Source organism: Aurantiacibacter luteus, assembly GCF_001010945.1.
GTDB classification, from domain to species: Bacteria; Pseudomonadota; Alphaproteobacteria; order Sphingomonadales; family Sphingomonadaceae; genus Alteraurantiacibacter; species Alteraurantiacibacter luteus.
This window is the reverse complement of record NZ_LBHB01000002.1, coordinates 648645-669829: the sequence shown is the minus strand read 5'-3', so window position 1 is coordinate 669829 and position 21185 is coordinate 648645. Positions and strand designations below refer to the sequence as shown.

The window sequence follows — 21185 nt, the reverse complement described above, 5'->3', positions numbered from 1 at the left end:
GTTACCTGTTCGCGCCCGGCTTCCACAGCACGTCGGCCCGGCCGCCGTCGTTCACCGCGCGGCAGAGCACGAAGAGGTAATCCGACAGCCGGTTGATGAAGGCGAGCGCGGCGGGATTGACCGGCTCGGCCTCGGCCAGCGCGGTCATGGCCCGCTCGGCGCGCCGCGCGGCGGTGCGGGCGAGGTGCAGCCGCGCGGACGCCTCGCTGCCTCCGGGCAGGATGAAGCTGGTTAGCGGCTCGAGCGTTTCGTTCGCGGCATCGATGCGCCCCTCGATCCAGTCCACCTGCGCGGGCACGATCCGCAGCACCATCTCCGAAGGCGCGAAATCGTCTCCGGGCGTCGCAAGGTCGGCACCGAGATCGAACAGGTCGTTCTGCAAACGCACCACGTCGCCGCGCCAGTCGCCGTCCAGTGCCAGCACCGCGAGGCCGAGCGCCGCGTTCGCCTCGTCGACCGCGCCAACCGCCTCCAGCCGCAAGGCATGCTTGGGCAGGCGGGAGCCATCGACGAGGCCCGTCGTGCCGTCGTCTCCGGTGCGCGTGTAGATCTTGTTGAGCTTTACCATTTGTTTTTCGCTCCCGCCTCCGCGCTCGGGTGGCGCTACGCGCCGTCTGCGACTCCCTCGCTAGACGCACTCCGCCCAGAGAAAATTTCGGCCTGCGTGCCCGCTGCGGGCGGGCGGTCGCCCTTGCGGTTCGCTGGTCGCGGACCGGTCGGTGCCTGCCAGCCCCCTACTTCAACTATTCATCGCCAGCAGAACCGCCACCACGAGGATCGCGGCGGCCTGGTACTTGATGCGCGCGAACATGGCCTTGTTCTGGCGCATCTGGAGTTCCTCCATGTTCGCGCCGCCGCCTTCGAGGTCGATCTTGGTGGTCTGCAGGAAGGCGACGATGCCGCGCACCAGCGAGACCACGACCATGATCGCGAGGATGACGATGACGATGACGAGGAGCGTGTTCATGTCTCGCTATGTAGGCACTGCGACAAGCCGATGCCAGACGGCATTTCGCCCGTGCGAAGCCGGTCTGCCAGCGCGCGCCCGTCCTCACCCGCCATGCGCCGGGCCGCCAGCCCGAACCCTCGCTCTCCCGAGCCGCGGGTCTTGGCGAGCTTTTGCCCGCTCTCGTCCAGCAGCAGTTCGTGGTGATGCCAGCCGGGCACCGGCAGGCCGAGCAGCTCTTGCAACATCCGGTGCACGTGGCTGGCGTGGAACAGGTCCATCCCGCGCGTCACCAGCGTGACGCCATCGGCGGCATCGTCCAATGTGGCGGCGAGGTGGTAGCTGGCGGGCGCGTCCTTTCGCACCAGCACGACATCGCCGAACTCGCGCGGGTCGACCGCCTGCGTGCCCGCCAGCGCGTCATCCCAGGTCAGCGGCCCGGCACGGTCCATCGCCGCCGCGAGGTCGAGCCGCCATGCCGCCGGGCGAGCCGGATCGTGCGCCAGACCCTTGCAGGTGCCGGGATAGATCGCCCCCTGCGCGCCGATGCGCGGGGCGAGCGCCTCGATCTCGGCGCGGGTGCAGGTGCACGGGTAGAGGAGGCCCATGTCGACAAGTCGTGCAGCCGCCGCCTCGTAGCTGGCAAGGCGGGTGCTCTGCGCCGGCACCTCGTCCCACTCCAGCCCCAGCCACTCGAGATCGCGGCGGAACTCGTCGGCGAGTTCGGGGCGCGAGCGGGCTCCGTCGATGTCCTCGATCCTGAGCAGGAACCGCCCGCCCGCTTCTCGCGCCAGGTCGTGCGCGGTGATGGCGCTGTAGGCATGGCCGAGGTGCAGCGAACCGTTGGGACTGGGGGCGAAGCGGGTGACGATCATGGGCGGGCGTCACCATGCCGCGCGGCCTGCATGGGGACAAGCCTGTGGAAAGGCTGCGCGTAACCGGGTTGACGCAGAAGGGTGCCATGGCATTCTCACCGTCAATCGGAAGGGGTGCCACGACGTGTTCAAGGCCGATCTGATCGAAAGGACCGCGGTTTTCCGCAGCGCCGAGGGCGACCCGCTGCGCGCGCTGGAAAGCTGCCCGGCGCTGGTGCTCAACGCCGACTACACCCCGCTCTCCTATTACCCGCTCAGCCTGTGGCCTTGGCAGACCGCGATCAAGGCGGTGTTCCTGGAGCGGGTGGACATCGTGGCGAGCTACGACCGGGCGGTGCACTCGCAGAGCCTCGACATGAAGGTGCCCAGCGTCATCGCGCTGCGTCAGTACGTGAAGCCCAGCCAGTTTCCCGCCTTCACCCGCTTCAACCTGTTCCTGCGCGATCGCTTCGCCTGCCAGTACTGCGGGAGCCAGCGGGAGCTGACCTACGACCACGTCCTGCCCCGGCGATTGGGCGGCAAGACCAGTTGGGAAAACATCGCCACTGCCTGCGCCCCGTGCAACATGAAGAAGGGCGGCCGCACCCCCAAGCAGGCCGGCATGCGACTGCAGTACGAGCCCATCCGCCCGACCAGCTGGCAGCTCCAGCAACAGGGCCGCAGCTTCCCGCCGAATTACCTCCACGAAACCTGGCGCGACTGGCTGTACTGGGACATCGAGCTGGAGGACTAGCTCCTCGCCATCACTTCATTACGTCCCCCCGCTCGCCGTTAAGGCCGGGCGACGTGAAAGGGCAATCGCATCTTGCTTCGCCCGCACGGCTGCGATGCTCGCGCACGGTGACGGGGCCGCCGACCCGCAGGTCGTCCTCGAAAAGCGTTTCGGGCGGGTTCATCCGGGTCCAGCGGCCCTCGTAATCCTGCCCATCGATCCGCGAGCGGAAGCGATAGGCGACGGTCCAGCGTTCCTCGTAGCGGGTGCCGCCGGGGCGCGGCGGTCTTGCACCGTCGCATGCGAAGCGAACTGTCTTGCGTGCTCGACCCATGTTGGCGCCGTTGCGGCCCACCGCCGTGTCGCCATCATCGTGCCACATGCACTCGCGTTGCAGCGCCGTAACCGTGGCGGGGACCGGCTGGTAGGCCAGTTTCATGGCTACGGAATCGGAGAGAATGTAGGCGGTCGATCCGCCGAGCAGCAGCGCCGGCAAAATGAGCGCACGCCACTTCAAGGCTCAGGTGACCGTCGCCCGTTCGGCGTATTCCGGCTTTTGCCATTCTCCGCTGTCGAGAATGTCGCGCAGTTCGCTGACCGCGCGCCAGCAATCGGCGAAACTCACGTAGGCCGGCGCGAAACCGAGGCGCAGCACGTCGGGGGCGCGGAAGTCGCCGATGACGCGGCGGGCGATCAGGGCCTGGCACAGCTCGTAGGCATGGTCGTGGCGATAGCTGAGCTGGCTGCCGCGCATGGCCGGGTCTTCCGGGGAGATGCACACGAGTTCGGGAACGTGCCCGGCCATCGCGGCGCGGGTGAATTCGGACAGCTGGCGGCTCTTGGCGACCAGCGCCTCCATGCCGATCTTCGCCATCAGGTTGACGCCGATTTGCAGAGCGCTGAGCCCGAGGATCGGCGGAGTGCCGCAGAGCAGGCGATCGACGCCCGGCGCGGACGCATAGTCGTCGTCGAAAGCGAAAGGCCGCGCGTGACCCATCCAGCCGCTGAGCGGTTGCTGGAGCGCATCGTGAAGCCGCTCCGCAACATAGGCAAAGGCGGGGGCGCCGGGCCCGCCGTTCAAGTACTTGTACCCGCATCCGACGGCGAAATCCGCGCCCGCGCCGTTGAGGTCCACCGGTACCGCGCCCGCAGAGTGCGACAGGTCCCACAGCACCAGCGCGCCCGCCTCGTGCGCCTTGGCGGTCAGCGCCGCCATGTCGAACATCGCGCCGGTCTTGTAGTGGACGTGGGTCAGCATCAGCAGGGCGACGTCGTCGTCCAGGGCGTCGGCGACAGCATCGCGTCCGGCCAGCCGCCGCTCGGCCAGCCCCTGTGCCTCCAGCCCCTGCACCATGTAGAGATCGGTGGGGAAATTCCCCGGCTCGCTCAGCACCACCTTGCGGCCCGGACGCATGGCGAGCGCCGCGGCGATGAGCTTGAACAGGTTCACCGAGACGCTGTCCGCCGCGATGACCTCGTGGCCTCCCGCGCCGATCAGCGGGGCGATCATGGTGCCTAGCTTCTGCGGCAGGCCAATCCAGTTCGCGCTGTTCCAGCTGCCGATGAGACCCTTGCCCCACTCCTGCCGCACGACCTCGGCGAGCCGGTCGGGGGTCGCCCTGGGTAGTGCGCCTAGCGAGTTGCCGTCGAGGTAGGCGACCCCTTCGTCGAGCAGGAATTCGGCCCGCCACTTCGCCAGCGGATCGGCGGCATCGAGGCGCGCGGCTTCGGCAGCGAAATCCGTCACAGCTCGGTCCTCACCGCCAGCAGTTCGGGGAAGAACCCCAGCTTCAGCACGCTCTCGAGATAGGGCACGCCCGCCGTACCGCCGGTGCCGCGCTTGAAGCCGATGATGCGCTCGACCGTCTTCAGGTGGCCGAAGCGCCAGCGCTGGAAATGGTATTCGAGGTCGACCAGCTTCTCCGCCAGTTCGTAGAGGTCCCAGTACCGCTGCGGATCGCGGTAGACCCCGGCCCAGGCGGCGGTGACTTCGGCGATCGGCTCGTGCGGGCCTTCAAGCCGTCCCTCGACCAGCCCGTCAGGTATGGCGAAGCCGCGCCGCCTCAGCAGACGAAGCACCTCGCCGTAGAGGCTGGGCCGGGCGAGTTCGGCGCGCAGCTTCGCGGCCACCTCCGGCGTCGCCTCGTGCATGGTCACGTGGTCGGGGTTGCGGCCGCCGAGGATGAATTCCATCAACCGGTATTGCGCCGACTGGAACCCGCTCGATCCGCCGAGGTGCGGGCGCAACTGCGAATAGTCGTGCGGGGTCATCGTCGCCAGCACGTCCCAGCTGGAAATCAGCTGGCGCTGCGCCTGCGCCACGCGGGCGAGCATCTTGAAGGCAGGCGCGAGGGTGTCGGCCACGATCAGCTCGCGCGCCGCCTCCAGCTCGTGCAGGCAGAGCTTGAGCCACAGCTCGCTCGCCTGGTGGACGATGATGAACAGAAACTCGTCGTGCGCCCCGCTCGCCGGATGCTGCGCGGACAGCACGCGGTCGAGGTCGAGGTAGGAGGAATAGGTGACGTCGCTCATGCAGGCGACCCTAGCGCCGCCTCGTCGCATATGAAACTACTGCTCGATCACGCGGGTCTCGGGATGGTGGCGGTCGAGGTGCTTCTTCACAATCTTCAGGTTCTTCGTGTTCGAGCGGAACATGAAGTCGAACACGTCGCCCACCACCGGCACCGCGCCGACCGCGCTGTCGAAGGCGACGTTGCCCGCCATGCGCAGCAGCTTCCACTTCGGTAGGCCGAGGTTGCGCGCTTCCCACACGATCCACGCGCCCATGGCCATCGCGATGGCATCGCCCGCCACGGGGATCAGGCCGAAGACCGCGTCGAGGCCGACCGGACGGCCGAGGCCGGGGATCGTGAAGCTGCGCTCGAGCACGTGCTCCATCGCCTCGATCCGGCGGCGGACGGCCGCCGCGTCCCTGCCCAGCGGCAGGTCCAATCCCAGCGGCTGCGGGCGGGCGGCCTTGAGGGGGTCTGGCTGGTCCATCGCGACTGATCCTCTCGAACGCTATCTGGGAATTTCCGCGAGCGGCGGCAAGGGATGGAAGGCGTAGGGGTTGGGCGCGAAGCCGGTGACCCGCCCGCGCGCCAGCGACCAGCGCAGCGGGGCGGCGATGGGGATGAACACGTTGGCGAGCGTCAGTTCGGCCTCGGCCTGCGCCATCATCGTGGCGCGCACCGCCGGGTCGGGCTGGGCGGCGGCCTGCGCGACCATCGCGTCCACGCTCTCGCTGCACAGGCCCACGCGCAGGCGACAGGCGAACTGGCCGAGGAACCAGCGCGGCGCGGGGTATCGGGCCACCCGGTCGACCAGCACCATGTCCGCCGCCTCGCGCGTCTGGGCGCGCTGGAGCTCGACGCCGACCTCGCGAAGCTGCCCCGCAAGGTTGCCGAGCAGCAGGTCCCAGCCGGGCCCTTCGGGCAGCCACAGCGTCAGGCGGGTGGGCGCGGCGATATCGCCCTGCCCGAACTGTCGCCGCCAGGAAGCGATGCGCGCCGCCGCCTCGGCCCGCCGCGCCTCGATCGGCTCGTCCGCCCAGCGTTCGGCCACCAGGCCGGGATCGCCGGGCAGGCCGGGGGTGACGGGGCGCGTCGTCGCGGTCCATCCGCCGATGTTGAACTGCGCGACGATGTCGGCGCGGTCGATCGCCATCGCCAGCCCCTCGCGCACGCCGGTGTTGCCGAGCAGCCCTTCCTCGCGGCGCACCATCAGGCCGAACAGACCGAAGGTGGAATCGATGCGCAGCGTGCCCGAACTCAGCGGCCCGGTCTCGACCAGCGGCAGGTCACCCAGCGTGCCGCCGACGACGAGGTCGACCTCGCCTGCATCGAACATGGCGATGGCCTCGCGCGCGTCAGAGACCCTGATGCGCAGGTCGCGCACGTCCTCCTGCCAGCCCTCCTCGACCGGCAGGCCGCGATCGGGCGGCGGCTTGAGCGCGAGCAGCGCGGTGGCCTCGCCGCGGTCCAGCGCCATGGGGCCCGTTCCGCCGCCCGAATGGCGCAGGGCCAGTTCGGGCTGGGCGAGCAATTGCAGGAAATAGGGTTCGGGACCGGCGAGGCGGATCTCGATCACCCGACCGGCCATCGCCCGCACCTCTTCCACCGGCGCCAGATCCTCTCCCAGCGAAGTGCCCTCCAGCCCGGCCAGGGCGCGGTCGAGCAGGGTCTTGGCGCTGGCGGCGGTGATCGGGCTGCCATCGGGCCAGCTGCCGTCGCGCAGGCGGAAGATGAAGCTCTTGCCGTCGTCGGTGACGATCCAGCGTTCCGCCAGCGCGGGTACGACCTCGCCCGCCGCGTCGAAGGCGACGAGCCCGCTCTCGGTCGCCGCGCGCAAGTGCTGCGCTCCGGCGGACAGGCGCAGGCCATCGTCGTAGACCTCGTTCTCGCTGCCGATCACGGCGATATCGAGCGTGCCGTCGTCGCCCGAGCCGCAGCCTGCGACCAGGGTCGCGGTCGCCAGGGTGAGGGCGGCAAGGAGGGCGCGGGCGGTCATCCGCGCCGGGGGATAGGACGGAGCGGCGGGGGCTTCAACGAAAACCCCTGTCGCCCGTTGCCAAGGTCAGATCTTGCGGATGCCCAGCTCGGCGTGGTCGGCACCGATGCGGCGGCCTTCCGAATCATACTGCACCGTCGAGCCCACCACCGGCGCGCGGGCGAGCAGGGGATCGATCTCGTCGACGAAGGCGATGCCGATGCGGTTGCCCTGGACCCAGGCGACCGATCCCAGCACCCAGCCGATGCCGCGCAGTTCCACCTCGATGCGCGCGCCGCGCATGGCTTCGATCTCGCCTTCGGCCATCATGCCGCCGGCGGAAAGGTTGCGGACCTTGACCCGGCCCGGCTGGAATTTGCCGTCCACCTTCACCTGCGCCAGCAGGAACAGGCTGTCGCGGCCTACCTGGCGGGTGTCGACATTGCTCATCGTTTCCACAACGGCTCTCGCTCTCGCTCTCGTCCTTCGGCACCCTTGCGCAACGCCTCTTCCGGGCGCGCGACGGGCGCGTGTTGAATGCCCCGCCAGATGCGATGGAAATCCCTAACCGAAAGTTAACCCGGACCCTTCGCGAGAGGGGCTGTCCCGGAACGGGTCAGTCGTCGCGCGAGACCTTTTCGCGCCGCTCGTGCGCCTGCTGCGCCTCCACCGTCATGGTGGCGATCGGACGGGCGATCAGGCGGTTGATGCCGATGGGGTCGCCGGTCACCTGGCACCAGCCGTATTCGCCGCTGTCGATGCGCCGCAGGGCCGCGTCGATCTTGGCGATGAGCTTGCGCTGGCGGTCGCGGGTGCGCAGCTCAATGCCCCAGTCGGTCTCGCTCGAAGCGCGGTCGTTGAGATCGGGCTCGCGGATCGGGCCGTCCTGCAGGTTCTGCAAGGTGCCCTCGGCCGCGGCGAGCACGGACTTCTTCCATTCGAGCAGCAGCACCCTGAAATAATTCAGGTGCTTGTCCGACATGTACTCCTCGTCGTCGCTGGGCGTGTAATCGTGCGGCAGGGCCCGCTTCGCCTTGGCGAGGACATCGATATCGTCGTGCGCGGCAGATGCCATCAGATACTCCGGTCTCCAGCCCGCGGGCCTTCCCTGCTGCACCGACGCCCGCCCGCCTTCGTGCGGGTCTGCGACGCCGCGGTGCAAAAGGCAGCGCGATCGGGCGGGCCTATACGTAGGGTGGCCTTAGGGCACAAGCGGCAATCCCGGCCGGCCGCGACGCCTGCCGAAACCGTGGCAAATCCGCCGCTTGTTGGAGGGGCGACGCACAAAACGCCGTCCGCGTTAACCATTTCTTTGCCACGTTCGTCAAAACCTGCCGGTCATGGGAAGCCGGGCGTTGGGGATCCGGCACGAACAGGGGACTTGCCAACATGGAACTCGCCAGGATCGAAACTTTCGTAAAAATCGAAGCCGCCGACGTGAGCGGTGCCGACATGCTGATCGCGCGCTGCCTCGCCGCCGCCGCCGACGGCGACATCGATGCCTACTACGACCTCGGCGTGGCCTATTCGACCGGCAGCCACGGTGTGGACTGCGACCTGATCGAGGCGCACAAGTGGTTCAACCTTGCCGCCACGCAAGGGCACGAGGAAGCCTGCTGGTGCCGCGCCGACGTGTCCGACGAGATGACCGCGCGCGAGATTTCCGAGGCCCAGCGCCGCGCGCGCGAATGGCTGCGCTGCGGCGTGGCTCGCGCCGCCTAGCCCCATACCTTTCCGGCGCTTCGTGGCGGTAGAAGTGGAGGGTCGCCGGGTTCCGGCTTGGCCATGCCGACCACATAGACGCGGCGAAACCCGAGTGACCGATACGCCTGTTCGGCCTGTGCCACACATGCCGCAGGGACCGGATCGAAGCGGAAAACCATCAGGACGTCCGTCGATCCTTCCCATTCCTCGGCGAGGCGCGGCAGCATGTCGAGCCTGATCGCGGCATCGTTCCAGCTAAAACCGCACTCCCCCGCATATTCGCCGATTGTCAGGTAAGGCAGCGCCGGAGGACCGGGCGCACAGCCGGAGACCGCGGCGGTTATCACGAAGGCGGCAAAGATGCGCGGTCTCACATCAGTGAAATTGCCGGAACAGAACCCCTTCGGCAATGACCTTCAGACCTGTTTCCTGAACGGCAGCCGCGCTTCGAGGAACGAGCGGTCCGCGGCTACGCCCATGCGCTCGCGCTCGAGGAAGTCGGCCACCGCGCCGCGAAAGCCGGGATCGGCGATCCAGTGCATCGAGGTGGTGGCGACAGGCGCATAGCCGCGCGCCAGCTTGTGGCCGCCTTGCGCCCCTGCTTCCACGCGCTTGAGCCCCCGCGCGATGGCCGCGTCGATGGCGCGGTAATAGCACAGCTCGAAATGCAGGAATTGCTTGTCGAGCAGGCATCCCCAGTAGCGCCCGTAGAGCGCATCGCTGCCGACGAAGTTGAGCGCACCCGCGATGGGTTCGTCGTCCATGTAGGCGAGCAATAGCAGCACCCTGTCGCCCATGCGCTCGCCGAAGAGGTCGAAGGCGGCGCGCGTCAGGTAGGGCGAGCCCCACTTCCTCGCGCCGGTATCCTGGTAGAATTCCCAGAAGGCGTCCCAGTGCTCGGGCCGGATGGCATCGCCCGACAGCTCGCGCACCGTGATCCCCTCGTTCGCCAGTCGCCGCTCGCGCCTCAAATCCTTGCGCTTGCGGCTGGTGAGCGTGGCGAGGAAGTCCTCGAAGCTGGCGAAACCCTCATTGGTCCAGTGGAACTGGATGTCGCTCCGCGCCAGCCAGCCCGCCGCCTCGAATAGCGGCACCTGTTCCGGCTCGACAAAGGTGGCGTGCGCGCTCGACCAGCCGTTCTGCTCGACGAGCCGTTCGGCGGCCGAGAGCAGCGGAGCCGCCAATGCCGGGTCGGCCAGCAGCAGGCGTGGGCCGGTGGCGGGAGTGAACGGCGCGGCGATCTGCAGCTTGGGGTAGTAGTGGCCCCCGGCGCGCTCCCAGGCGTCGGCCCAGGCGTGGTCGAACACGTATTCGCCTTGGCTGTGGCTCTTGAGGTAGCTCGGCATGGCGGCGAGGAGAGTATCGCCCGCCTCCAGCACCAGTGGCGCGGGCTGCCAGCCCGAACCCGCACCGACGCTGCCCGAGTCTTCCAGCGCGGTGAGGAAATCGTGGCTGACGAAGGGATTACCGCCGCCCGCCAGCGCGTCCCATTGGGCGCGGTCGATGGCGCCGACGGCCGGATGGATGCGCGCGGTCAGCTCGAGATCGGCCATGGGCCCAATCTAGGAACGCTCCTCGAAGGCCGCCACCCCCGGGCCTTCCATGATCGGCGCGGCGCCCGCCCCCCGCGCCGCATCGAGCAGGGCGCCGCTGCGCACGGTCCAGGTCAGCAGCGGCAGGCCGGAGCGCGTCGCGAAGCGGCTCGGCAGGTCGCGCACGTCGTAGGCGAGGAAAGACGCGCGGCTCTTGGCTAGCGCCAGCCACCGCCGCAGCGCGCCGGTCAGTGTGCGGGCGTTTTCCTCGGTCATCACCACCCCGCGCGGGAGGTGCGGCATCCGGGCCGCGAACCAGGCGGGAATGCGCGGGTCGAAGCTCATCACCGCGACCTCGCCGCGATAGCCCTCGAGGTCGCGCCGCACCGCACGGCACAATGCGCTGATGTGCTCGCCGCGCACGCTCTTGAGCTCGAGCAGTAACGGCACGCGTCCGGCGACGAGTGCGAGCATGTCGCGCAGCGTCGGAATGGTCTCGTCGCTACCCGAAAGCCGCATGGCGGTAAGCTCGCCGACGCGGGTCCGGCGGGTGCTGCCGGCCTGACCGGTCAGGCGCTGCAAGTCCTCGTCGTGGAAGACGACGGCGCGGTTGTCGGCGCTCGGCAACAGGTCGCACTCGATGCCGTAGCCGCGCGCGATGGCGGCCTCGAAGGCGGCGAGCGAGTTTTCCGGCACGCCGCTTCCGTGCAGGCCGCGGTGGGCATAGGCGTGGCGGGTCAGCCAGTCGCCCCCGAAGCCACTTGGCATGGCTGTCAGCCTGCCGTCAGCGCCACGATCGCGTCCACCTCGACCGCGGCGCCCAGCGGCAGGCTGGGCACGCCTACGGCGGCGCGGGCGTGCTTGCCGGCATCGCCGAACACTTCGGCCATGAGGTCGGAGGCGCCGTTTGCGACCTTGTGCTGCTCGATGAAATGCGGCGCGCTCGCCACGAACCCGCCGAGCTTGACGATAAGCGCCACCCTGTCGAGCGAACCCAGCTCGGCGCGCAGCTGGGCGAGGATCATCAGCCCGCAGGCGCGCGCCGCGGCCACGGCGCGGTCCATGTCGACAGTGTCGCCCACGGTGCCGACCACCAATTCGCCGTCGATGAAGGGCAGCTGCCCGGAAACGAAGGCGGTGTCGCCGTGGACGCGCACCGGGACATAGCTCGCCAGCGCGGGCGAGACCTGCGGCAGCTCGATGCCCAGTTCGGCCAGTTTCGCGTCGTATCCCATCGTCAGTCTCCGTGCAGCTCGGTGAGCACCCATGGCAGGGCCGCCTCCCAATTGTCTATCCGCGCGTGGGCGTGGCCGGCGGTGAGGCCGCAGGGGATGTGCGGCGCGATCGCGGGCTCGCCGCACAGGTGCAGGCGGCGCACCTGCGGCGCATCGGCAGCGGCGCTCTTGTGGTGCACGGCAAGGTCGTCGATGAAGACCGCGCGGCGCGCCCCGTGCTCGGCGACGATGCGTTGCAGCGCCTGGCCCTTGGGCCCCTGGTTGGTGAAGACCGGCACCTCGACACCCAGCTTGCGCAGCTGCTCGGTGCGCGCGGCATTGTGCTTGTCCTGCAGGTTGGTGAGCACTACCACGTCCGCCTCGCGCCCGATCTCCGCCAGCGCCTCCAGCGCCCCCGCGATGGGCTGCTGGCTGTCCATCTCCGTGTCGAAGAAGCTGCCGAGCAAGGCCCACAGCTCCGCCTCGGTCATCGGCTCGCTAGCCCCGCGGCGGAACATCGATTGCAGGAACGGGTCGCCTTCCAGCTTGAAATCGATGTCGTGCTCGCGGTCCAGCCATTCGCGGAAATGGCGGACCATGTGCAGCAGCACCTCGTCGCAATCGGTGACCAGCAGCGGGCGGCTCATCGCGACAGCTCCTGCCCGGCGCGAATCAGGGTCTCGGGCGGAACGCCCTGTGCTTCGGCGGCGGCGATCAGGTCGGGCTCGTGGCTTTCGAGAAATTCGAACACGGCGCGGTGCGTCGATGCCTCGCCGATCGCCGCGCGTAGGCCATCCGGCGAAAGCCCTGTAAGGTCGAGGAAACGCTGCGCCCGGCGCTCATCCGACAGGATCCAGCCGAGCGCGGCGAGAGCCAATGCCCCGGCCTGTTCGGAGGCAACGTAAACCGAATCTTTACCTTGGTTACGAATTGTAAGATATCCACAGGTGACAAGAGAGAAGAGCAACAGCTCCCTGGGGGGTGGGAGCATCGGGGGCGTGAATGACGAACAGAATCCTCGTTGTCGAGGACAACGATCTGAACCGGAAGCTTTTCTGCGACGTCTTGCAGGCGAGCGGCTTCTCGGTGGAGCCGGTTTCCGACGGCAACCTCGCCATCGAGGCGGCGCGCGCCTTCGACCCCAACCTGGTGGTCATGGACATCCAGCTCGCCGACGTCTCCGGCCTCGATCTCATCGCCACGCTTAAACACGATGCCGACCTCGCTTCGGTGCCGGTGCTCGCGGTGACCGCCTACGCCGGCAAGGGCGACGAGGAGCGCATTCGCGATTCCGGGGCGGAAGGCTATCTCTCTAAGCCAGTCAGCATCGGCCCGTTCATGGCCGCGGTGCGCGGACTTATCGCCGCGGGCGCCGCCGCCGCCGCCTGAGACCCTGCCGCAATCGGCTGTCCGGAACTCACGGGCCCCCGGCGCGGTTGACAGCGACACGAGAGGCAGGCTTTGCGCCGCAGGGCGCGCTGGCCTATGCAGCGCCGACAACGCACAACCCGAGGATTGCCGCGCAATGGACCGCACCGAAGTCGACAGCCGTACCCGCTCGATCATCGAGCCGTTCAACAAGAAGGGCGTGGCCATCACCGATGCCACGACCTTTGCCGGCGACCTGGAATTCGACAGCCTGACGGTGATGGATTTCGTCGCCGCGATCGAGGACGAGTTCGACATCATCATCTCGATGAACCAGCAGGCCGAGATCGAGACCTACGGCAACCTCGTCGACGCGGTCACCGCGATGGCGGCCGACAAGTGAGCGAGGGCGTGATGCAGCCCGACCAGCCGGACGGCGCGGTCGGCGGCGACAGGGACCTGTTCAGCAAGTTCGACGACATCATCGCCATGCGAGAGGGGCTGCTGGCGAGCGGGGTGGAAGACCCTTTCAGCCTGGTCATGGAAAAGGTGCTGAGCCCCACCCGCGCGATCTGCAACGGGCGCGACACCATCCTGCTCGGCACTTACAACTACATGGGCATGACCTTCGACCCGGACGTGGTGGCGGCGGGGCAAAAGGCGCTGGCCGACTACGGCGCGGGGACCACCGGCAGCCGGGTGCTGAACGGCACCTACCAGGGCCACAAGGAAGTCGAGGAGGCGCTGCGCGAATTCTACGACATGGACCACGCGATGGTCTTCTCGACCGGCTACCAGGCCAACTTGGGGATCATCTCCACCATCGCGGGCAAGGGCGACTACATCGTTCTCGACATCGACAGCCACGCCAGCATCTGGGACGGGTGCGCGCTGGGCAACGCCGAGGTCGTGCCGTTCAAGCACAACGATATCGAGGCGATGGAAAAGCGCCTGAAGCGCATCCCCGAAGGCGCGGGCAAACTGGTGGTGCTCGAAGGCGTTTACTCGATGCTGGGCGACGTGGCCCCGCTCGCCGAGATGGTGAAGGTCGCCAAGGACAACGGCGCCATGGTGCTGGTGGACGAGGCGCACTCGATGGGCTTCATCGGCGAGCACGGCCGCGGCGTGTGCGAGGCGGCCGGCATCATCGACCAGTGCGACTTCATCATCGGCACGTTCAGCAAGAGCGTCGGCACCGTCGGCGGCTTCTGCGTGTCCAACCACCCCAAGTTCGAGATCATGCGGCTGGTGTGCCGCCCCTACGTGTTCACCGCCAGCCTGCCGCCGAGCGTGGTCGCCACCGCCGCCACCTCGATCCGCAAACTGATGCACGGCGGCGACAAGCGCGCGCACCTGTGGGAGAATTCCAAGCGGTTGCACCTCGGGCTGACGGACCTCGGCTTCAAGCTGGGCACCGATGCGCCGCAGAGCGCCATCGTCGCGGTCATCATGCCCGACCTCGAGCGCGGCGCGGCCATGTGGGAGGCACTGCTGAAGGAAGGCCTCTACGTCAACCTCGCCCGGCCGCCGGCAACGCCCGCCAACATGACGCTGCTGCGCTGCTCGCTGTGCGCGGAACACTCCGCCGAACAGGTCGAGACCATCCTCGGCATGTTCGAGCGCGCGGGCAAGGCGGTGGGGATCATCGAGAGCTGAGCGCTTGAAGGCCGCCCTCGCCTGGTTGGGACGGACCGGCCTTACCTACCTGTTGCTGTTCGCGGCGATCGCGTTCTTCGCCTTCGCCTGGCCATCGATCAGCGCGGGATTTTCGCGTGAAAGCCTGCGGCAGGACACCATGAGCCTCGAGGCCGTGCGCGCCGAGCTGGCGGACGATGTCGGCACTGCGCGTGCCAGCTTGGCGGAAAGCGCGGACAGCTACGAAAGCGCAAGCAAAGAAGCGCTCGACGCCCGGCTCGCCGCCGCGACGGCCGAGCGCGAACGTGTCGTCGCCGAGCTGGACGCAGGCGGCGGCTGGTTCGATGCGATCCGCCCCTCGCGCATTCTCGAGACCAAGCGCCTGGAGCTCGTCAGGGCACGACTCGACGGAGAGATTACGCTGCTGACCGAGGCCGCGACGCTTGCCGACGCGCGCCGGGCGCAGGCGCGGCGCGCGCGTATGCCCACGCAGGCTTCCATCGATCAGGCTGCGCGCTTCTGCCGGCTGTGGACCAGCCGGGTGGAGAACTTCGACCGCCAGAACCCGGTCGAGATCGCGATCGAAACCTACGTTCTCGGCGAAAGGCAGCGGCTCGAGGCGGCGCGCAAGCGCGAATGCGACAAGGAGCGCAACTGGCGCGCGCAGCGGCAGGCGGCGCAGGCGGCGAGGCGGGCGCTGGCCGCCGCGCGCACCGACTTCGCCGAGGCGCGGCAAAGCGCCCTCGCCGCCCTGCCCGATCCCGCAATGGAGGTCGAAGGGCGAACCTTGCGCGACATCGCCCAGCTTGCCCTGCTGGCGCTGATAGCCGTCCTGCTAACCCCGCTGGCGATCCGCACGCTATTCTATTTCGGCCTCGCCCCCCTGGTCGAGCGCGGGGCCCCGATCCGCATCGCACCGCCCAATGGCATGGGCGCGGTGGCGACGGCGAGCGGCGGGTCGCGGCCCTCGCTGGCGGTCACGCTGGCCGAGGGCGAGGAAATCCTCGTGCGCCAGAGCTATCTGCAATCGAGCCCGGATGGCGCGCGCTTCGATCACCAGTGGCTGCTCAGCTGGCGCAACGTGCTCACCAGCCTTGCCAGCGGCATGGTCAATCTGACACGCGGGCGCGGTGCGGGTGCGACCTTCGGCATCTCCGCGCGCGACGACCCCTTTGCCGAAATCGCCCGCATCGACCTGCCTCACGCCTCGGCCATGGTGTTGCAACCGCGCGCCCTGGCGGCGGTGGTCCAGCCGACGATCCGCCCGGTGCAGATCCGCAGCCGGTGGCGCTTGTTCAGCCTGCACGCCTGGCTGACCTTCCAGTTCCGTTACCTCGTCTTCCACGGGCCCGCGACGCTGATCGTCAAGGGCGGGCGCGGGGTTCGGGTCGAGGCGGCAGAGGCGGGGCGGCGCTTCTCGAAGGACCAGCTGATCGGCTTCACCGCGCACACCGCCTACAGCGTGGCGCGCAGCGAGACCTTTCCGCCCTACCTGCTCGGCCGCGAACCGCTGTTCCGCGACCGGGTGCGGGACACCGGCGAGGCCGCCACCGGCATCCTGGTCATCGAGGAAGCGCCCGCCGCGGGCCGCCGCAAGGGCATCCGCGGCGGGCTGGAGGGGGTGTTCGATGCCGCGCTGAAGGCGTTCGGGATCTAAGGCCGGACGATCTTACCCGGAACCCTAGCTCCCGCTGACCCTGAATATCTCGCCATCGGCGTCGAGAACGAAGAAATGGTCGGTGCCGCGGCCCTTGGCGAAGGCCACGACCGAGCCCAGCGCGCCTGCATCGGGCGCGAAATCCAGCGTGCGGTTCTCCATCTCGCTTCCGCCATGCAGTTTCCCGTCGCTCAACGCCAGGCGGTTGACGGTGAAGACAGCACCGCGCACGTCGCCGAATACGTAGCTCTGACCGAGTTCCTCGAGAAAGTTTCCGTCGTTCAGGATGCCTGCGGTGATGCCCGTTCCTTCCGCACGCCCGCTGCCTATCCGATAGACGATGCTCGGCCCGTTGACGGCTGCGGGCGGATTGGCACTGAGCGCGCTTGCACCCTCGTAAAAAGGCCAGCCGAAATCGAGCGGCTGCCAGTCGCGTCGGAAACGGGTCAGCTCGTGGAAGGACTGCGAGCCGCGGTCCGCGAGATGCAGGTAGTCGGATTCGACGCTGAAACCGCCGGGATTCTGTATCCCGTCGCCCCAGAGCTGCGGCGTTCCCACCAACCTGCCGGACAGCGGGACCGAGGCGCCGCAATACACGCAGTACGGCCCAATGCGATACAATTTGCCGTAGGGCGAGGCGGAGTTCTGCGCGTTGGCGCCCGTTGAGTCTCCGATTGCGATGTACAGTTCACCCTGCGACACGAGCGAGGCTGTGATGCGGGCGCTCCACGGATCGCCAAGGCGCACCTTCATCATCCGACCGCGCGCGGCGTTGAAACCCTGGAGCCAAAGTCCCTCGGTCGGACTATGGGTAACGATGTAAACGCCTTCCTGATAGACTTCATCGGGAAATGCCCAGGCCACGGCCAGAATTTCGCCGGGCACCCGGTTGTCCCGCACGAAAGTATCCTCGACTACAGAACCAGTGTCGGGATTGACCTTCAGCACGCGCCCATTGCGATCGGCCACCAGCAGTTCGGTCTGGTTGTGGATGAAGGCCATGTCCACGGTTTCGCCGATGCCGCTGACGACCCGTTTGACGACGATACCCTCACGATCGTTGCTCACGGTCACGACCAGGTTCAGGAAGACCGCTTCCCCGCCAGCGGTGGCGCGCAGAGTCACCTCGTAGATGTTATCGAGATTGGCATCGCCGGGAAGATCGTAGTTAGGCGGTGTGTTGAAGCGCAGGCCGCCGTCACTACCCAGAACGAACCGATCCGCGTCGGGACCCCCAGAGATCGATAAGGTGACAGGATCGTTCTGCGGATCGCTGGCACTTGCGGTGTAGAAATTGTCCGCCCTGTTCTCCCTCACGCTCGCCGAGGTGGCGGACGTGAATTGCGGTGCCGTTGCGACGGGCGCAGATGGCGGCGGACCGGCCGAATTGCCTCCGTCATCTCCACCGCACGCCGCGAGCCCCAGCGCCAGTGCTGTGACCAGGAAACACCGAAAATTCCGTAGCATATCGACCCCGTTCAATCCCGCTCACTTGCTACGGTTGCAGCCAGCGCCTGGCAACTCCGTTTTGGCGGACGGTAAAGGAACAGGTGCCGCCCGCAAGGTATATGAGGAACGCGGCCGCGCGCCATTCGTCCTTGCAGTGATCCCAAACGCACAAGGAGAATGATCGCATGGCAATCGTGAAACAGGGCAGCGCGCGCTACGAGGGGCTCGGCAAGGAAGGCAAAGGCCACGTCTCGACGGGCTCGGGCGCACTTTCCGACCAGCCCTACGGCTTTCAGACCCGGTTCGAGGACAAGCCCGGCACCAACCCCGAGGAATTGATCGCCGCGGCCCATGCGAGCTGCTTCACCATGGCGCTGTCCTTCAAGCTGGCCGAGGCCGGGCACACCGACGGTTCGGTGGCGACCGAGGCCAAGGTCAGCCTGGAAAAGGACGACGGCGGCTTCACAGTTACCAAATCGGCACTTTCGACGACTGCCAAGGTGCCGGGAATGGATCAGGCGAAGTTCGAGGAACTGGCCGCCGATGCCAAGGCCAATTGCCCCATTTCCAAGCTGCTGGACTGCGAAATCACGCTGGAGACGACGTTCGAGGGCTGACCTCGAGTTCGCCGACGGTCTGCGGATAGAGGCTTGCGAGCACCGCCAGCCCGGTCTCCCGCAGCAGGTCTGTCCCCAGATCCGCCCCGCCTTCGCCCTTTCGCGCGTCCTTTCTGAGGGCGGCGAAACGGGCGGAGCGGGCGGCCACTTCCGCCTCGACCACGCCCTGCCAGAACGGCGGGTGCTCGCCTTCCGCCCATTCGCCACGACCGCGACCGAAGTGCGCCACGGCGAGGTAGCGCAGCAGGGCAGTGACCGCGAGGCGCTCGAAGAAATCCTCCGACCAGCGCACGCTCTCGCCATCCTCGCCGCGCGCCACGTTGATGCCCTTGGCAACGCCGGTCGCGCCCAGCACGCCGAGGATCGAGCCGACGATCATCCCGCCGCCCAGCGTCAGCCCGCCGGCTGCGAGGTCCGCTGCCAGCCCGCCGACCGCGCCCGATACGAGGCCGCCCAGCGCACCCGCCGCGCCCTCCGGCGCGCGGGCGGATAGCGCATAGTCGTCGCTCACCCGCTCCAGCACCTTGCGCGCCGCCTTGCCCGAGAGGTTGTGCAGCCGGATGAGCTCGTCGGTCGAGGTGGCGGTCGATTCCGCCAGCCGCTGCCCAAGCGCCTTCATGGCCTTCATCGCCGCGCGGTCCGCCTTGCTCTTGCCGACCAGCGCATTGGCAAGCTTGCCCTGCCAGCCGCTCTCGTCGATCGCCTCGCGCTCGCGCGCCGCGCCCGCCAGGTAGCGGGCCAGCACCGCCATCGAGGCATCGAAGCGGACACGGTTGAGCTCCTCCCAGCGCCTGCGCAGGCCTGCCATCGCTTCTCGCTTGCCCTCCGGCAGCAGCGGCGTGACGGCGTCGAGCAGCGCGCCTTCCTGCACCCAGACGCGGGCAAAGGCGTCGAGCGGGAGGACGGCGCGGACCTGACCGGGCTCGCCGATGTCGTGCCAGCGGGCCATCTCGGCGGCGACGTCCTCGCGCGGGGGGCCGAGCTGGTTCAGCAGCACCACGACCGGCTTGCCGACCCAGGCGAGCACCTCCATCTCCAGCCCGACGTAACTGGCCGAGGCCGGGTCTTCCGCCGCGTTGACGAGGTAGAGAATGACGTCGGCATGGTCGCGGGCGTTCTTCACCGCCTGCTGGCTCGACCAGAGCGGCCGCTCGCGCCAGCGGTCCCACACCTGTTCCAGCATCCAGCCGATCGGGTTTCCCGCCAGCTTCAGGCGCGAGAGCAGGCGCGCGGTATCGCCGAAGCCCGGCGTGTCCCACAGCATCAGCGTGTCCTCGCCCTGCTGCACGAGGACGTAGCCGGTGGCGAGATCGGTAACGTGCGCGGCATCGCGCACCTCGCCCACGTCGCGGCCCAGCAGGGTGCGCGCCAGCGTGGTCTTGCCGGCATTGGTGTGACTGACGAGGCTGAGATTGACGGTGGTTCCTTCGCCCACCGGGTCTTCGCCGGACTGGTTCACCGCGCCAGCCCCGGGTCGCGCAGCAAAGCCGCTTCCAGCCGCTCGGCCAGCCCCCGATCGTCAGCGCGCGAGAGGTCGAGACCGATGGGCGCGACGCCCGCCGGGCCGAGCACATCGCGCCATGCGGCCAGCCGGGTCGTAATACGCTCGTCCAATCCCGCCTGCCCGGCGAAGTGCGCGCGGAAGGGGGCTTCGTCCACGATCGCCGCGAGGACCGTGCCCGGCCGTGCGTGGGCGATCTCGGCTGCGAGGCGCCGGGCAAGCTCGCCGTGGTTCTCGGCCTCCGGCGTTGCCGACAGGGTGAAGAGCAGCAGGTGATAGTCCTCGCCCGGGTCGCCGCGATGGTTGGCGAGCCACGCCTCCTCGCCGCCGTAGCCGACCGCCGGATCGAAGGCGACCGTTGCGCCGTCACCCAGCGCGCCGCGCAGGGCCGAGGTCAGGCGTCGCTGCGTCTCCTCGCCGGGTCGGTAGGCATAGGGGGTCACCCGCGCGCGGCCCGGATGCCCGCCGGCGCTTCGCAGCAGGCGCCGGACGTAGAAATCCTCGCGACCCGCCACCGGCAGGCTGCGCGCCAGTCGTAGCGCACGCGCGCCCTCGAACGCGGCGAGCAAAAGGCGCGGCACCACGACCAGCGCGGCGACGGTGACGGTATAGAGGTGGATCCACGGACCGGCGTTGACACCCGAAAGCTCGTCCCCCGCCCAGCGCATGGCGGCAATGCCCTCGACCTGCGGGATGCCCACGCCGGTCAGCGCGCTCGTTGGGCCGAGCATGGCGGAAAGCAGAGCGTGGACGGCTTCGGGCGAGAGGAAGGTGCTTTCCCACCCGGCGCGGTATTCGGTCACCAGCGCGCGGGCGTAGATGCCGCCAATCAGGCCCACGGCGAAAAGCGCCGCGCCGAGGTGCAGCGTGCGCGCGAGGCGGGCGGCGGAGAGTTTTGCGGTCAGCAGCATCCAGCGGCGGCGGAAGCCGTCGGCGGCGCGCTGGAGCGAAGAACCGCTTTCGAAGTCGCCCTTTCTGCGGCTCGACATTTCGGCGGCCAGCTCCAGCGCCGGGCCGGTGACGGCGCGCTTTCCGATGAGGCCGCTCAACGCCAGCCAGAGATAGACGAGGAGGTTCCACGCCACCGTGCCGAGCAGGGGCACGGCCAGGAGGTCGAGCCGCTTGTCGGTGCCGAATTCGTTGGCGAGCACGCCCAGCACCAAGGCCAGCAGCGGCAAGGCAATGCCCAGCCAGCCGGGCCAGCGACTCTTCGCCAGCAATCTGTCGATGCCCGGATGCCGCGTGGCGAGGCGGGCGGCGGCGAACTGGGCGCGGGCGGCCAGCAGCCGTTCGCGCCCTGCCTTTTTCGAGAGGTCACCGGCCTCGGCGCGCGCTCTCGCATCGGCCTGGATCCGGTCCTCGGGGGTGAACAGCGCGCCCTCGCGGTCTTCCAACTCAATGGCGCGCACGAGCTCGACGGCGCGCGCATCGTCCTCTCTCATGCTCGCTCCCCTGTTGCCGCGTCCCCCCCTCAACCGTCAGGATGC

General features: G+C 68.5%; 26 protein-coding genes. 7 read left to right on the top strand and 19 right to left on the bottom strand.

Annotated elements, in window-relative coordinates; genetic code table 11:
• Position 1 precedes the first annotated feature (1 nt).
• The 3 genes from AAW00_RS09770 to gluQRS all read right to left on the bottom strand — a co-directional run bounded on the left by AAW00_RS09770 (position 2) and on the right by gluQRS (position 1821).
• Positions 2-568 carry a cob(I)yrinic acid a,c-diamide adenosyltransferase gene (locus AAW00_RS09770; RefSeq protein ID WP_047004142.1) on the bottom strand — a complete coding sequence of 189 codons (567 nt, stop codon included), beginning with the start codon at positions 566-568 and terminating at the stop codon, positions 2-4.
• 171 nt (positions 569-739) lie between these two features.
• The gene (locus AAW00_RS09765; protein ID WP_047004141.1) at positions 740-967 is read right to left on the bottom strand and encodes an HIG1 domain-containing protein; all 228 of its coding nucleotides are present in this window, start codon (positions 965-967) and stop codon (positions 740-742) included.
• Positions 964-1821 (bottom strand): tRNA glutamyl-Q(34) synthetase GluQRS, encoded by an 858-nt coding sequence (gene gluQRS / locus AAW00_RS09760; protein ID WP_047004140.1) that lies wholly within the window; start codon positions 1819-1821, stop codon positions 964-966. The genes AAW00_RS09765 and gluQRS overlap by 4 nt, the downstream gene beginning before the upstream one ends.
• A gap of 124 nt (positions 1822-1945) precedes the next feature.
• On the opposite strand from gluQRS, the gene AAW00_RS09755 reads away from it, so the two are divergent.
• Positions 1946-2554: an HNH endonuclease gene (locus tag AAW00_RS09755; protein ID WP_047004139.1), complete on the top strand. Its 609-nt coding sequence runs from the start codon at positions 1946-1948 to the stop codon at positions 2552-2554.
• 10 nt (positions 2555-2564) lie between these two features.
• On the opposite strand, the gene AAW00_RS09750 is transcribed toward AAW00_RS09755, so the two are convergent.
• The 7 genes from AAW00_RS09750 to dksA form a co-directional block, all read right to left on the bottom strand.
• The gene (locus AAW00_RS09750; RefSeq protein WP_156170031.1) at positions 2565-3050 is read right to left on the bottom strand and encodes a hypothetical protein; all 486 of its coding nucleotides are present in this window, start codon (positions 3048-3050) and stop codon (positions 2565-2567) included.
• Between the two features lie 3 nt (positions 3051-3053).
• Positions 3054-4280, bottom strand: coding sequence for a kynureninase (gene kynU, locus AAW00_RS09745; RefSeq protein ID WP_047004137.1), 1227 nt, complete (start codon positions 4278-4280; stop codon positions 3054-3056).
• On the bottom strand, positions 4277-5095 hold the full coding sequence (locus tag AAW00_RS09740; protein WP_082125006.1) for a tryptophan 2,3-dioxygenase: 819 nt from the start codon (positions 5093-5095) through the stop codon (positions 4277-4279). Before AAW00_RS09740 ends, kynU begins: the two co-directional genes overlap by 4 nt.
• Positions 5096-5101: 6 nt before the next feature.
• Positions 5102-5533, bottom strand: a complete 432-nt coding sequence (locus AAW00_RS09735) for a DUF4112 domain-containing protein (protein WP_047004135.1) — start codon at positions 5531-5533, stop codon at positions 5102-5104.
• 21 nt (positions 5534-5554) lie between these two features.
• On the bottom strand, positions 5555-7042 hold the full coding sequence (locus AAW00_RS09730) for an ABC transporter substrate-binding protein (RefSeq protein WP_052761864.1): 1488 nt from the start codon (positions 7040-7042) through the stop codon (positions 5555-5557).
• 66 nt (positions 7043-7108) lie between these two features.
• Positions 7109-7471, bottom strand: coding sequence for a PilZ domain-containing protein (locus AAW00_RS09725; RefSeq protein WP_047004134.1), 363 nt, complete (start codon positions 7469-7471; stop codon positions 7109-7111).
• A gap of 166 nt (positions 7472-7637) precedes the next feature.
• The gene (gene dksA, locus AAW00_RS09720) at positions 7638-8096 is read right to left on the bottom strand and encodes an RNA polymerase-binding protein DksA (RefSeq protein WP_047004133.1); all 459 of its coding nucleotides are present in this window, start codon (positions 8094-8096) and stop codon (positions 7638-7640) included.
• 314 nt (positions 8097-8410) lie between these two features.
• On the opposite strand from dksA, the gene AAW00_RS09715 reads away from it, so the two are divergent.
• The gene (locus AAW00_RS09715; RefSeq protein WP_047004132.1) at positions 8411-8743 is read left to right on the top strand and encodes an SEL1-like repeat protein; all 333 of its coding nucleotides are present in this window, start codon (positions 8411-8413) and stop codon (positions 8741-8743) included.
• Here the strand turns inward: AAW00_RS09715 and AAW00_RS09710 are convergent.
• From AAW00_RS09710 to AAW00_RS09685, 6 genes are read right to left on the bottom strand one after another with little or no spacing between them, the layout of a single operon-like run.
• Positions 8740-9099, bottom strand: coding sequence for a hypothetical protein (locus AAW00_RS09710; protein ID WP_047004131.1), 360 nt, complete (start codon positions 9097-9099; stop codon positions 8740-8742). The genes AAW00_RS09715 and AAW00_RS09710 overlap by 4 nt on opposite strands.
• A gap of 42 nt (positions 9100-9141) precedes the next feature.
• On the bottom strand, positions 9142-10278 hold the full coding sequence (locus AAW00_RS09705) for a GNAT family N-acetyltransferase (RefSeq protein ID WP_047004130.1): 1137 nt from the start codon (positions 10276-10278) through the stop codon (positions 9142-9144).
• Positions 10279-10287: 9 nt separating this feature from the next.
• Positions 10288-11025, bottom strand: coding sequence for a glycerophosphodiester phosphodiesterase family protein (locus AAW00_RS09700; RefSeq protein ID WP_047004129.1), 738 nt, complete (start codon positions 11023-11025; stop codon positions 10288-10290).
• A gap of 5 nt (positions 11026-11030) precedes the next feature.
• On the bottom strand, positions 11031-11492 hold the full coding sequence (locus AAW00_RS09695; protein WP_047004128.1) for a RidA family protein: 462 nt from the start codon (positions 11490-11492) through the stop codon (positions 11031-11033).
• A gap of 2 nt (positions 11493-11494) precedes the next feature.
• Entirely contained in the window at positions 11495-12118 is a 624-nt protein-coding gene (locus tag AAW00_RS09690) for an HAD family hydrolase (protein WP_047004127.1), read from the bottom strand.
• Positions 12115-12438: a DUF3572 domain-containing protein gene (locus AAW00_RS09685; RefSeq protein WP_241461682.1), complete on the bottom strand. Its 324-nt coding sequence runs from the start codon at positions 12436-12438 to the stop codon at positions 12115-12117. The genes AAW00_RS09690 and AAW00_RS09685 overlap by 4 nt, the downstream gene beginning before the upstream one ends.
• A 35-nt stretch (positions 12439-12473) precedes the next feature.
• Here AAW00_RS09685 and AAW00_RS09680 point away from each other — a divergent pair, with 35 nt between their 5' ends.
• From AAW00_RS09680 to AAW00_RS09665, 4 genes are all read left to right on the top strand, one after another.
• Complete coding sequence (locus AAW00_RS09680; RefSeq protein ID WP_047004125.1) at positions 12474-12860, top strand: response regulator; 387 nt, start codon at positions 12474-12476, stop codon at positions 12858-12860.
• Positions 12861-12996: 136 nt separating this feature from the next.
• Positions 12997-13242: an acyl carrier protein gene (locus AAW00_RS09675; RefSeq protein WP_047004124.1), complete on the top strand. Its 246-nt coding sequence runs from the start codon at positions 12997-12999 to the stop codon at positions 13240-13242.
• Positions 13239-14495 (top strand): serine palmitoyltransferase, encoded by a 1257-nt coding sequence (spt, locus tag AAW00_RS09670; RefSeq protein WP_241461681.1) that lies wholly within the window; start codon positions 13239-13241, stop codon positions 14493-14495. Before AAW00_RS09675 ends, spt begins: the two co-directional genes overlap by 4 nt.
• A 4-nt stretch (positions 14496-14499) precedes the next feature.
• Positions 14500-16131 carry a hypothetical protein gene (locus AAW00_RS09665; RefSeq protein ID WP_047004123.1) on the top strand — a complete coding sequence of 544 codons (1632 nt, stop codon included), beginning with the start codon at positions 14500-14502 and terminating at the stop codon, positions 16129-16131.
• A 24-nt stretch (positions 16132-16155) separates the two neighbouring features.
• Here the strand turns inward: AAW00_RS09665 and AAW00_RS09660 are convergent, their stop codons facing one another.
• Positions 16156-17613, bottom strand: a complete 1458-nt coding sequence (locus AAW00_RS09660; protein ID WP_156170030.1) for a PQQ-dependent sugar dehydrogenase family protein — start codon at positions 17611-17613, stop codon at positions 16156-16158.
• A 152-nt stretch (positions 17614-17765) separates the two neighbouring features.
• Here AAW00_RS09660 and AAW00_RS09655 point away from each other — a divergent pair, with 152 nt between their 5' ends.
• Entirely contained in the window at positions 17766-18197 is a 432-nt protein-coding gene (locus AAW00_RS09655) for an OsmC family protein (RefSeq protein ID WP_047004121.1), read from the top strand.
• On the opposite strand, the gene AAW00_RS09650 is transcribed toward AAW00_RS09655, so the two are convergent.
• Together AAW00_RS09650 and AAW00_RS09645 are read right to left on the bottom strand one after the other, a co-directional pair.
• Positions 18169-19656, bottom strand: coding sequence for a DUF3482 domain-containing protein (locus AAW00_RS09650; RefSeq protein WP_156170029.1), 1488 nt, complete (start codon positions 19654-19656; stop codon positions 18169-18171). The two genes, AAW00_RS09655 and AAW00_RS09650, sit on opposite strands and share 29 nt — an antisense overlap.
• On the bottom strand, positions 19653-21140 hold the full coding sequence (locus AAW00_RS09645) for a DUF2868 domain-containing protein (RefSeq protein ID WP_047004120.1): 1488 nt from the start codon (positions 21138-21140) through the stop codon (positions 19653-19655). The genes AAW00_RS09650 and AAW00_RS09645 overlap by 4 nt, the downstream gene beginning before the upstream one ends.
• Positions 21141-21185: the final 45 nt, after the last annotated feature.

What these genes read in the sequence shown, in the direction of transcription:
- AAW00_RS09770 (WP_047004142.1), bottom strand. Translation starts at nt 568, where the DNA reads ATGGTAAAGCTCAACAAGATCTACACGCGCACCGGAGACGACGGCACG.
- AAW00_RS09765 (WP_047004141.1), bottom strand. Translation starts at nt 967, where the DNA reads ATGAACACGCTCCTCGTCATCGTCATCGTCATCCTCGCGATCATGGTC.
- gluQRS (WP_047004140.1), bottom strand. Translation starts at nt 1,821, where the DNA reads ATGATCGTCACCCGCTTCGCCCCCAGTCCCAACGGTTCGCTGCACCTC.
- AAW00_RS09740 (WP_082125006.1), bottom strand. Translation starts at nt 5,095, where the DNA reads ATGCGACGAGGCGGCGCTAGGGTCGCCTGCATGAGCGACGTCACCTAT.
- AAW00_RS09735 (WP_047004135.1), bottom strand. Translation starts at nt 5,533, where the DNA reads ATGGACCAGCCAGACCCCCTCAAGGCCGCCCGCCCGCAGCCGCTGGGA.
- AAW00_RS09730 (WP_052761864.1), bottom strand. Translation starts at nt 7,042, where the DNA reads ATGACCGCCCGCGCCCTCCTTGCCGCCCTCACCCTGGCGACCGCGACC.
- AAW00_RS09725 (WP_047004134.1), bottom strand. Translation starts at nt 7,471, where the DNA reads ATGAGCAATGTCGACACCCGCCAGGTAGGCCGCGACAGCCTGTTCCTG.
- dksA (WP_047004133.1), bottom strand. Translation starts at nt 8,096, where the DNA reads ATGGCATCTGCCGCGCACGACGATATCGATGTCCTCGCCAAGGCGAAG.
- AAW00_RS09715 (WP_047004132.1), top strand. Translation starts at nt 8,411, where the DNA reads ATGGAACTCGCCAGGATCGAAACTTTCGTAAAAATCGAAGCCGCCGAC.
- AAW00_RS09705 (WP_047004130.1), bottom strand. Translation starts at nt 10,278, where the DNA reads ATGGCCGATCTCGAGCTGACCGCGCGCATCCATCCGGCCGTCGGCGCC.
- AAW00_RS09700 (WP_047004129.1), bottom strand. Translation starts at nt 11,025, where the DNA reads ATGCCAAGTGGCTTCGGGGGCGACTGGCTGACCCGCCACGCCTATGCC.
- AAW00_RS09695 (WP_047004128.1), bottom strand. Translation starts at nt 11,492, where the DNA reads ATGGGATACGACGCGAAACTGGCCGAACTGGGCATCGAGCTGCCGCAG.
- AAW00_RS09690 (WP_047004127.1), bottom strand. Translation starts at nt 12,118, where the DNA reads ATGAGCCGCCCGCTGCTGGTCACCGATTGCGACGAGGTGCTGCTGCAC.
- AAW00_RS09680 (WP_047004125.1), top strand. Translation starts at nt 12,474, where the DNA reads ATGACGAACAGAATCCTCGTTGTCGAGGACAACGATCTGAACCGGAAG.
- AAW00_RS09675 (WP_047004124.1), top strand. Translation starts at nt 12,997, where the DNA reads ATGGACCGCACCGAAGTCGACAGCCGTACCCGCTCGATCATCGAGCCG.
- AAW00_RS09655 (WP_047004121.1), top strand. Translation starts at nt 17,766, where the DNA reads ATGGCAATCGTGAAACAGGGCAGCGCGCGCTACGAGGGGCTCGGCAAG.
- AAW00_RS09645 (WP_047004120.1), bottom strand. Translation starts at nt 21,140, where the DNA reads ATGAGAGAGGACGATGCGCGCGCCGTCGAGCTCGTGCGCGCCATTGAG.